The organism is Mesorhizobium sp. M1E.F.Ca.ET.041.01.1.1, from assembly GCF_003997355.1.
Classification (GTDB): Bacteria; Pseudomonadota; Alphaproteobacteria; order Rhizobiales; family Rhizobiaceae; genus Mesorhizobium.
Genome location: NZ_RZSL01000195.1, coordinates 1 through 9,915, shown reverse-complemented (window position 1 = coordinate 9,915; position 9,915 = coordinate 1). Strand labels below are relative to the sequence as shown.

The 9,915-nt window shown below is 62.8% G+C and carries 12 protein-coding genes; 4 read left to right on the top strand and 8 right to left on the bottom strand.

What is annotated here, in order from left to right; genetic code table 11:
* The 5 genes from EOA38_RS17425 to EOA38_RS17405 form a co-directional block, all read right to left on the bottom strand.
* Positions 1-371 (bottom strand): DnaA N-terminal domain-containing protein (locus EOA38_RS17425; RefSeq protein ID WP_281060106.1); only part of this gene is annotated, 371 nt, incomplete at its 3' end.
* 839 nt (positions 372-1,210) lie between these two features.
* Positions 1,211-1,477, bottom strand: coding sequence for a 30S ribosomal protein S20 (rpsT, locus tag EOA38_RS17420; protein WP_124996039.1), 267 nt, complete (start codon positions 1,475-1,477; stop codon positions 1,211-1,213).
* 149 nt (positions 1,478-1,626) lie between these two features.
* The gene (locus EOA38_RS17415; RefSeq protein ID WP_127299801.1) at positions 1,627-2,400 is read right to left on the bottom strand and encodes an enoyl-CoA hydratase; all 774 of its coding nucleotides are present in this window, start codon (positions 2,398-2,400) and stop codon (positions 1,627-1,629) included.
* A gap of 40 nt (positions 2,401-2,440) precedes the next feature.
* Positions 2,441-3,331, bottom strand: a complete 891-nt coding sequence (mutM, locus tag EOA38_RS17410; protein WP_127299800.1) for a bifunctional DNA-formamidopyrimidine glycosylase/DNA-(apurinic or apyrimidinic site) lyase — start codon at positions 3,329-3,331, stop codon at positions 2,441-2,443.
* Complete coding sequence (locus tag EOA38_RS17405; protein WP_127299799.1) at positions 3,324-4,562, bottom strand: phosphopentomutase; 1,239 nt, start codon at positions 4,560-4,562, stop codon at positions 3,324-3,326. The genes mutM and EOA38_RS17405 overlap by 8 nt, the downstream gene beginning before the upstream one ends.
* 136 nt (positions 4,563-4,698) lie before the next feature.
* Between EOA38_RS17405 and EOA38_RS17400 the strand changes: the two genes are divergently transcribed.
* A complete protein-coding gene (locus tag EOA38_RS17400; RefSeq protein WP_127299798.1) occupies positions 4,699-5,634 on the top strand; it encodes a PhnD/SsuA/transferrin family substrate-binding protein in 936 nt (311 codons plus the stop codon).
* A gap of 5 nt (positions 5,635-5,639) precedes the next feature.
* Here EOA38_RS17400 and EOA38_RS17395 read toward each other — a convergent pair whose 3' ends face one another.
* The 3 genes from EOA38_RS17395 to EOA38_RS17385 all read right to left on the bottom strand — a co-directional run bounded on the left by EOA38_RS17395 (position 5,640) and on the right by EOA38_RS17385 (position 7,439).
* Positions 5,640-6,260 (bottom strand): TadE/TadG family type IV pilus assembly protein, encoded by a 621-nt coding sequence (locus EOA38_RS17395; protein ID WP_127299797.1) that lies wholly within the window; start codon positions 6,258-6,260, stop codon positions 5,640-5,642.
* Positions 6,261-6,300: 40 nt separating this feature from the next.
* Complete coding sequence (locus EOA38_RS17390; protein ID WP_126090328.1) at positions 6,301-6,885, bottom strand: TadE/TadG family type IV pilus assembly protein; 585 nt, start codon at positions 6,883-6,885, stop codon at positions 6,301-6,303.
* Between the two features lie 134 nt (positions 6,886-7,019).
* Positions 7,020-7,439 (bottom strand): pilus assembly protein N-terminal domain-containing protein, encoded by a 420-nt coding sequence (locus tag EOA38_RS17385; RefSeq protein ID WP_127299796.1) that lies wholly within the window; start codon positions 7,437-7,439, stop codon positions 7,020-7,022.
* A gap of 356 nt (positions 7,440-7,795) precedes the next feature.
* On the opposite strand from EOA38_RS17385, the gene EOA38_RS17380 reads away from it, so the two are divergent.
* From EOA38_RS17380 to cpaB, 3 genes are all read left to right on the top strand, one after another.
* Positions 7,796-7,978: a Flp family type IVb pilin gene (locus EOA38_RS17380; RefSeq protein WP_127299795.1), complete on the top strand. Its 183-nt coding sequence runs from the start codon at positions 7,796-7,798 to the stop codon at positions 7,976-7,978.
* A 142-nt stretch (positions 7,979-8,120) separates the two neighbouring features.
* A complete protein-coding gene (locus EOA38_RS17375; RefSeq protein WP_126090325.1) occupies positions 8,121-8,639 on the top strand; it encodes a prepilin peptidase in 519 nt (172 codons plus the stop codon).
* A gap of 298 nt (positions 8,640-8,937) precedes the next feature.
* On the top strand, positions 8,938-9,750 hold the full coding sequence (gene cpaB, locus EOA38_RS17370) for a Flp pilus assembly protein CpaB (protein WP_127299794.1): 813 nt from the start codon (positions 8,938-8,940) through the stop codon (positions 9,748-9,750).
* The last annotated feature ends 165 nt before the right edge of the window (positions 9,751-9,915 follow it).

Below are 9,915 nucleotides of genomic sequence, written 5' to 3'. Positions count from 1 at the left end.
GGCGCGATCTCCGGCTCGACATTGTTGCGGCCTTGGCGCGTGGCAGTCCGCACGACGATCTCGATCTTGAGAACGTCGGCATCCTCATGTCTCCACAGTTCGGCGATAAGGTCGAGATAGTGGCCGTTGATCCACGACCGCAGGAAGGCCGTGGGCACGGAGATACGGACAATGCCGCGCGAAGCCTCGGCAACCTTCATGCGGCCAAACCAGCTCGAATAGACCTCGGCTCCCAGACGCGCCTTGAGCTGGGCCTTGACCCGCTCGAACTTCTGTTCAGCATCGCTGGATGCCGCCATGCCGTCCCCTCCGACGAAGGTTGTTGGGAATGGGAGTTCGCTCGCTATCTCCCTTTCGATGCCGCTCTGCATGATCAACGTTCCTTGTCTTCTCGTACCCTTTTTCCCGCCGGGAGTGCGCCTCCTGCACCCTCTGGTCCGGCGACGTTTTCGCTGCATCTCCATCGCCGCCGCCGGCGATCTCGTCGCAACGTTGCGCAAGGGACCGATGCCGGCTCTTGCCAGCCGGCTTGATCATGCCAAGGCAATACAACGCCGTCCGGCGAAAACGCCGGCCCAACGTCGACTGCGATGTACAATTACGCCAGTCCCCTACCCACCGAAGAGACAAACCAAGCCACACGCGGAATTACTCCACGTCATGAATTCCGCCATTTTTTGGTGGCCGATTCAGGCTGGGTCAGGGGCTGAATGCCCGTCCCTTCGATGGATGGACATTACCGAAATCGCTGTGGATAGGGCAAGGCCACGTCTAACCGATTTTTAACGAATCTGGTTAGCGGAGACGCGTTCGAAGCAGGTGCCGTTGGGACAGCTTTTGACAAAGCCATTGTGATTCAAACCCTTTTCCGGCGAATATGAAAAAGGCCGGCCGATACGAAATTTTCTGAAATAATTCGCTTGACAGCTACTTGTCCCCCGCCGCTCCCGCGCGCGTTGAACAAGCTGTGGATGACCATCCGTAATCTTTTGAAAAATAAGCAGAATTTGTGACAGGCTAATTTGCGGCCATGCCTGTATCCGGCAGGCGAAGATATCAGCGATTATGTATATGCCGGCAAAATATTCGCAACTTTGAAATTCGGACCGGACGTCGTTACGCGGACGTTCTTTTTAAGTACTTGCCGGCAAACGAAAAAACCCGGCCTGCGCGGCCGGGTTCAAAGATAATGGTTCCGAATGGAAGTCGGTCAGGCCGACAGCACCTTGACGCGCTGGGCCAGGCGCGAAACCTTGCGGGACGCCGTGTTCTTGTGGATGACGCCCTTGGTGGCGGCACGCATCAATTCCGGCTCCGCGGCCTTGAAGGCTTCCAGCGCCGCGGCCTTGTCGCCGGCGGCGAGCGCCTCTTCGACCTGGCGGACATAGGTGCGGACGCGCGACCGGCGGTTCTTGTTGATCGCCGCGCGGCGGGCGATCTTGCGCGTTGCCTTTTTGGCCGAAGACGTATTGGCCATGATGCCTCTCTTCTGATCTGGTGGGCGCCAGCGGGGTGCCGCAGGGCGCAAAAAACAAACGGGCAGCCACGGGGCCGCCTCGGTTGGTGCGGCTTATAGTTCAGCTTTTCCGGCGCGTCAACGCCGCGTCGCGGTCTTTTTGGCAACACCTAGCGGTTGGTGAAGTTCGGCTTCCGCTTCTCGACGAAGGCGGCCATGCCTTCCTTCTGGTCGTCGAGCGCGAACAGCGAATGGAACAAGCGGCGCTCGAAGCGCAGGCCTTCGGCAAGCGTCGTCTCATAGGACCGGTTGACGGCTTCCTTGGTCATTATCACCGATGGCAGTGAAAAATCGGCGATCTTCGCCGCCGCCTTCATCGCTTCCTCGACCAGTTCGCCGGCCGGCACGACCCGCGACACCAGCCCGCAGCGTTCGGCTTCGGCGGCGTCCATCATCCGTCCGGTCAGGCACATATCCATCGCCTTCGACTTGCCGACGAAGCGGGTCAGCCGCTGCGATCCGCCCATGCCCGGCATGACGCCGAGCGTAATTTCGGGTTGGCCGAACTTCGCATTGTCGGCGGCGATGATGAAATCGCACATCATGGCCAGTTCGCAGCCGCCGCCCAGCGCGTAGCCGGCCACCGCCGCGATGATCGGCTTGCGGGCACGCGTGAGCTCTTCCCAGCCGACGAAGAAGTCTTGGGTATAGGCGTCCACGAAGGCGATCGCCTGCATTTCCTTGATGTCGGCGCCGGCGGCGAAGGCCTTTTCCGAACCCGTAAGGACCATCACGCCGATGCCGGCATCGGCGTTGAACGCATTCACCGCGGCTACGACTTCCGTCATCACCTGCGAATTCAGCGCGTTAAGCGCCTTCGGCCGGTTCAGCGTGATCAGCCCGACCTTGCCGCGCGTCTCCACGAGAATGGTTTCATAGGTCATGGCGTGGTCTCCTCGCTTCGGTTGAGGAGATCGGTCTAGCTCACCGCTGACAGGTCCGGCAATAGAATGTCGAGCGGCCGCTCTGCACGATGCGCTCGATATGGCCGCCGCACCCTGGCTTCGGACATGGCTCGCCCTCGCGGTCGTAAACGGCGAAGGAATGCTGGAAATAGCCGAGCGATCCATCGGCCTGGACATAGTCGCGCAGCGACGATCCGCCGGCGGCGATCGCATCGGCGATGACCGAGCGGATCGCTTCGGCCAGGCGTTCGCATTGCTCTTTGGCTTTCTTGCCGGAGCCGGCGATGGTGCCGGCTTCGCGCAGCGGCGACAGGCCGGCGCGCCACAGCGCCTCCGACACATATATATTGCCGAGCCCCGCGATCAGCCGCTGGTCGAGCAGTGCTGCCTTGAGCGGCGATCTGCGGCCCTTGAGCAGCGAGGCGAGCAGGGACCCGTCGAGCGCGTTGCCGGTCGGCTCGATGCCCAGCCCGGCCAGCATCGGATGCGCGTCCGGCGCCCCCTCGGCAAACAGCATGAAGCCGAAACGGCGCGGGTCGTTGAAGATGACACGGGACCGCTCGCCCTTCGGCGAGGCGACATCGAACACGACATGGTCGTGTGCCGCGCTCTTCGACCGTTCGTGGCGGAAGGCGCCGGGGATGCCGCTGCCCTCGACGGTTTCGATCCGGAACGATCCGGACATGCCGAGATGACAGATCAGCACCGGACCGTCTTCGATATGCATGGTCAGATACTTGGCGCGCCGGCCAAGCGCCGTCACGGTCTTGCCGTTCAGCCGCTCCGAGAAGCGCTCGGGAAAAGGAAAGCGAAGATCGGGCCTGCGCGCCTCGACGTTGACGAGGCGGGCCCCCTCCAGAACCGGCTGCAGCCCCCGCCGCACGGTTTCGACCTCGGGCAGTTCAGGCATGGCCGCCTATCGTTGCAAGGAAAGAGGTGCCGTGACGGCCGGGCGCCAGGCCAAGATGGTCGGCGACGGTTTCACCGATATCGGCGAAGGTAGGCCTCAGCCCGATGTCGCCGCCCTTCAGCCCCGGCCCGATGCCGATCACCGGGACGCGTTCCCGCGTATGGTCGGTACCGCGCCAGGTCGGGTCATTGCCGTGATCGGCGGTGAGGATGAGCAGGTCGCCCGGCCTGATGCGCGACAGCGCCTCCGGCAGCCGGCGGTCGAAGGCCTCGAGCGCTCCGGCATAGCCGGCGACGTCGCGCCGGTGGCCGAACTCGGTGTCGAAATCGACGAAATTGGCAAAGACCAGATCGCCTCCACCGGCGTCGTCCATAGCGCCGAGCGCCTTGTCGAACATCGCCATGTTGCCGCCCGCCTTGCGCACCTCCGAGATACCGCGATGGGCGAAGATGTCGCCGATCTTGCCGACGGCGATGACCTTGCTGCCACGTTTCGTCAGCCGGTCGAGCAAGGTCGGCTCCGGCGGCGGCACGGCATAGTCGCGGCGGTTGTGGGTGCGCTGGAAGGTGGCTGACGTCTCGCCGACGAAGGGCCGCGCGATCACCCGCCCGATCTTCAGCGGATCCACCAGCCGGCGCACCGTCAGGCAAAGCTCGTAAAGTCGCTCCAGGCCGAAATGCGTCTCGTGCGCTGCGATCTGCAACACGGAGTCCACTGAGGTGTAACAGATCGGCTTGCCGGTGCGGATGTGCTCCTCGCCGAAGCGCTCGATGATCTCGGTTCCGGGCGCATGGCAATCGCCGAGGATGCCCGGCACCTTGCCTTCGCGGATGATCGCTTCCGTCAACGCGGCCGGGAAGGCCGGCACGGTATCGGGAAAATAACCCCAGTCGAAACGCACCGGCAGGCCGGCGATCTCCCAATGGCCCGAAGGCGTGTCCTTGCCGCTCGAGACCTCCTGGGCGGCGCCATGAAAGGACGAGGCAAGCAACGGCATGTCGAGGTCGAGCTTCAGCCCTGTCGCCGTCTCTGCCGCCCGCGCGAGCCCGAGCGAGACCATATTGGGCACGGCGAGCGGCCCCCGGCGCAACCCTTCGCGATCCGCCCGGCCCTCGGCGCAGGCCTGCGCGATATGTCCGAACGTGTTGGCGCCGGTGTCGCCGTAGCGTTCGGCGTCGGCTGCTCCGCCTATGCCGAAAGAATCGAGAACGAATAAGAAAGCCCGCGCCATAGGGTGCCGTCGTTGCCAGTCCAGGCAGCCAGACATAAGGTTCCATGGCGGCATTGGCAAATCGGAAACCGAACCGCAACCGGCTTGGCGCCATAGTCCAGCAATCGGGCGCAGTGTCGGCGGGAGTACGGCGAGGATGGGCAAGGGCGAAAGATCCGCGGCAAGCCTGGCTTTGAGGACGTGCGCGGCGGCCTTCGCAGTGCTCTGCGCGGCCTCGTCCGCGCGCGCCGACTGGCGCGGCGACATCGGCACGTTTCGCATCGGCATCGTCGCCGAGCCCGGTGGCGGCAATACTGTTCCCGGGCTGGCACGCCTGACGGATGCCTATACAAACGCGCTCGGCATGAAGGTGGAGTTCGTGGTGGCCCGCGACTATGCGGCGCTGATCGAGGCGCAGGCGAGCGGCCGGGTCCAATATGCGATCTATTCGGCGCTCGCTTATGCCGCGGCTTCCGAGCGATGCGGCTGTGTTGAGCCGCTGGTGGCTCCGGTCGATGCCGATGGAGCCGTCGGCATCCGTTCCGTGCTGGTGACGCGCGACGGCAAAGTGCCGGACCTCGCCGCTATGGCCTCGCATCGGATCGCGATCGCGCCCGCCGACAATGTCGGCGGTTCCCTGCTGCCGCTGACCGGGCTGGCTGGCGAAGGCGCGAAGATCGCGGAAGATTCACCCTTCCTGACCCGTGCCGTCTCGGCCACGGCGGCCGAGACGATGCTCAGCGACGGCGAAGCCGACGGCCTGTTCGGCTGGGAACCAGTCGGCGCCGATGGCCAGCCCACCGGTACGGGAGGCACGATCGTTCGGCTCGAGGCCGCCGGTGTCCCGAAGGCATCGCTTCGGGTGCTATGGACCTCGGCTCCGCTGCGATATGGCCCTCATGCCGTGCGCAGCGATCTCGATGCCGAAGCGAAGCGTAGGCTGGCCGTCTTCCTGACCAATCTCAGGTCGCTCACTCCCGACGTGTACGATCTCCTGGAGTCGGAGCATTCCGGCGGGTTCGAGCTCGCCGCATCAAAAGACTATGCAGCGGCGCTGGCCATCCTGCGGCGGGAAGCGGGCGGCCAGGAATAGTCTTGTCAGCAGTCGCTGCAGGGGACCGTGGGACCGCGCCGAGGCCTGAGATAGTAGGTTTCGCCCATCGATATGTTGTTGAAGGCCGAGGTCAACCCAAGCGCTTTCGAATCATTGGCGGACCAGGTGATGATCGGCTTATAGCCGAGGTCGCTTTCCACACGGACAAGGAAGGTGTTGCGGATCTTCAGCGTCGTCGGAACCGTGGTGATGCTGTCCTTCGCCGCGTCGGCGCTGTAGGTGCTGCCCACAAGCTTGCGTGACCACGCGACCTGTACCTTTGGCGACGCCTCGTCGGTGATCTGGATCCCGGTAATGATGATCGTCGGCGTGGAGCGGTTGTAGGGCTGCAGCGTCGACGTGCCGATCTTCATGATCGCATCGAGATCGGCTTTCTGGACCGCCGTCTGCTGCGTGACGAGATCAGCCACCATGCTGCCGATGCGACTGACCTTCTTGCTGGTCTCGATCGCCTGCGAGGCCTCCATCGTGATGAAATACATGATGAGCAGCACCGGCACGATAAACGCGAACTCGATTGCCGCGACGCCACGGCGATCACGGTAAAACCGCGCAGCCCCTGCCGCGATGGCTGAAATTCCCCGGTGTGCCCCCGCACGGTACATTTTACCTCCACGCCGCCGCAGTCTCAGCCGGCGAGCAGTCTCAGTTGTCGTCGAATGGCTCGTTCTGCCAGGTCACAGACGCGAAATGCAGTGTCTTTCCGTCCTTCAGATTGGCCATCTGCTTGGCCAGGAAATCGGTCATGACGGGCCATTTGTAGAAAACCCTCAGCATATTCCTGGTTTCCGCCAGCCCGGGAGAAACCGAGAAAGTCGTCGAGTTCGTGCCTTGCGTCAGCACGATGTCGCCGTCCACGATCTTGAAGCCGGCCGAGGCGGCGTCGGCGAAGGTCGGGTATTCGCGAAGGTCGACCAGCAGTCCGGGGCAATTCTTGGCCACCATGATCTCCATCCTGCTGCAGATCAGCTGCTTGATCGAGTCTTCCGTGACGGTTGCCTTCCTGAGCTGTCCGGTCCGCAACTGGCGCGCGACATCGTCGGTGATGTTGGCCATCACCTCCTGGCCGGCGAAGGAGATACAGCTTTCGAGGATGGCGAAGACGAGCAGGGCGAACGGTATGGCCAGCAGCGCGAATTCCATCGCGGTGCTGCCACGCTTGTCGCTGAAGAAGCCATGCCGGGGCTTTGCCCGCGCCTTACCGCCCCCGGATGCCGGATCCTTGCTCATATCCCGTTCCTGCCGATCCCCCTGCAATGTCGGCGGCAACATAGCGGCAACCCATTGAGGTCCTGTTTGGATGAGCGCTAAATTCGCTGGCCGGCCTTTAACCCGCTATTAACGGCGCGGGTGCCGCCGGCTTCTCAGTGGCCGGCGTTCATTTCAGTTTCGGAAGCTCTCTCGGCGTCCGTCTTGTACGAGCTCTCGCAATAGGGCGTGCAGGACATGGTCTGGACTTCGGAGCGCCTGTAGATGCGCACCGAAGACGCGGCTTGCCGGACGACCGTCACCTGCTCGTCGATGATGGGGCTGCCGTCCGAGTCGAGCACGACCAGATTGGTGACGCCGAAACCCTTGCCGGTGAGAACGACCGTCGAGGCATCCTGCACCGAGGCGTCGGCGATTGCCGGATTGCCGATGACGATCGTATCGGCCGCGCGCGCCAACTTGACGATCTTTGCCTGATTCATGGTGACCTCGATGCCGGCGCCGGCATTGGCTGGCATGACGAACGCGGCAATTGCCAGCAGCGCGGCAACTGAAAATGATCTCGACAAGGTCATCGATGCGCTCCGGGGCGGCAGACTGTTCAACGGAACATGAACGAGATTGGTGAACCAACGGTTAAACGCTGGGTGGGCGCGATAAGGATTGGTCGCCTTGAGGCCCACGCCAAGCAGCATGCGCTGTTTTAGCATTGTCGCGGGTGTGCCGGAACTGCGCCCTTTTTCTGCCCGTCGGTCTGCTCTTGGGGGTTTAGGCCACGGTTAACCAAGCAATGGGTTCGCCGCCGGAAAGGAATCGGTAAGGGTATTTATTAAGCCGATTGAAAGGGCTTCTCCCTAGATTTGCAGCATCCGATCAACCGCCGAACAGAAGTTGACGGAAGTGCTGTAACACGTGGAGTAGGAGCTCTCGTATGTCTAACCTCATCGCACGTTTCGTGAAGGACGAATCCGGCGCGACCGCCATCGAATATGGTCTGATCGCCGCTCTCATCGCGCTCGCCATCATGGTCGGCGCCGGCTCGCTCGGCACCGCGCTGAACACCAAGTTCTCGGCCATTGCGACCGCCGTTTCCAACGCCCCGTCGGGTGGTTGATAAGATCGCGCATGCGAATGCGAGGGGCCGCCTTTGGGCGGCCCTTCTCTTTTTCAGCCCGACGATTTGAACATCCGGTCTCATCAATCGTTAATTCGCCGAGCCTAGACTGGCGGTCGATTCCCATGCGGGTCCTTCGTCCATGCTTGTAGCCGTGATCTTCGTCGTCTTTCCCTTCTGCATGCTGTTTGCTGCCGTCTCCGACACCTTGTCGATGACGATTGCCAACCGCGTGCCGGTGCTGCTCGTGGCGACGTTCGCCGTGGTGGCTCCGTTGACCGGGATGGACTGGGCAACCTATGGCTGGCATTTGGCAGCCGGTTCCCTGGTGCTGGCGGTGACCTTCGGCCTGTTCGCGCTCGGGGGCATGGGCGGCGGCGATGCCAAGCTCCTGGCGGCGACCGCCGTATGGATGGGGCTCAACATCAATCTCGTCGGCTATCTGGTGACCTCGACATTGATCGGCGGTCTGCTGACGATCGCCATTCTGGCCTATCGGAAATCGCCGCTTGCGATCTACACCGGCCACAACCGTTTTCTGCGCCATTTCGCCGACGAGCGGGTGGGCATTCCCTATGGCGTCGCGCTTGGGCTCGGTGGGCTCATCACCTTTCCCGATTCTCCGCTGATGGTCTGGGCGCTGAACAGGCTCACCACCTGAGGTGCATCGCGATCTTTCAGATACGGCCGGTGCGCTTTGGGTTTTTGATTTTACGCATGTCTTTGTCCCGAAACCGGTTCCCGCTTTCGGGAGGCGTGCTTTAGCTTGTCCCTTGAACAAGAGGGTTTCTCGAGGCGGCGTGGCCGCCTTTTTCGTTAACGGCAAGCGGTTCCATCTAATTTGAGTAAACCTTAAATTAATCACGATCGTAAGCATTGCATTAACCTTGTTTTGACGATTGCGGCTGCAAAATCCGGCCTGGCGAGGTGGTTTGCCTTGAGGCGAAGGGTTCGGACGAATGCCAGCATCCCGACTGATTATTCTGGGCGTGGCGGTGGCCGCGGCGGGCGGCGCGGGTTATGTCGCAAAGAACATGGTAGCGGCGCCGCCGCCCCAGGTCGTCCTCGACGCTCCCAAGGAACCGGCGATCGCGCTGCAGGACGTGCTGGTGTTGTCCGGCGACGTTGCGATGGGCAGCCAGCTCGACAACAACATCGGCTGGGAGCAGTGGCCGGCCAGCGGCGTCAATGCCAATTTCATCACCCGTGCCGCTGAGCCGGACGCGCTCGAAAAGCTCAAGGGTTCGGTCGCCCGCGTGGCCATGTATACCGGCGAGCCGCTGCGGCGCTCCAAACTGGTCGGCGAAGGGCAGAGCTTCATGTCGTCGATCCTGCCGTCCGGCATGCGCGCCGTGGCGACCGCGATATCGGCAGACACGTCGGCCGGCGGCTTCATCCTGCCGAATGATTTCGTCGACGTGATCATGACCCGGCGCTCGGACACCGGCAATGGCGGCAGCGGCTTCAGCACCGAGACCATCCTCAAGAACATCCGCGTCCTGGCCATCGACCAGACTATCCAGGAGGACGAGGAGGGCAAGAAGACCAGGGTCGGCCAGACCGCGACGCTGGAGCTGACGCCGCAGCAGGCCGAGATCATCACGGTGGCGCAGCAGATGGCGGACCGCCTGACATTGGCGCTGCGTCCGATCGTGGACACGAGTGAGAAGAACCTGGGCGAAGCCGACTATCTGGTGAACGGCAACGGCCGGCGCGGCACGGTGCGGTTGATCAAGTCGGGCGAAGTTTCCGAAGTGGGAGCAAGGAAATGAGGCTAAACGGTAAACTGCCCGTCATGGCGGCAGCGGCAATCGGCCTGTTCCTGCTCGGCACCAATGCACCCGGCCTCGTCGAGGCCAAGGCCGCGAACAGGGCGGCAGGCGTGACGGCCTCGGTTGCCACGCAGCGCGTCAAGCTCGGTCTCAACAAGTCGGTGG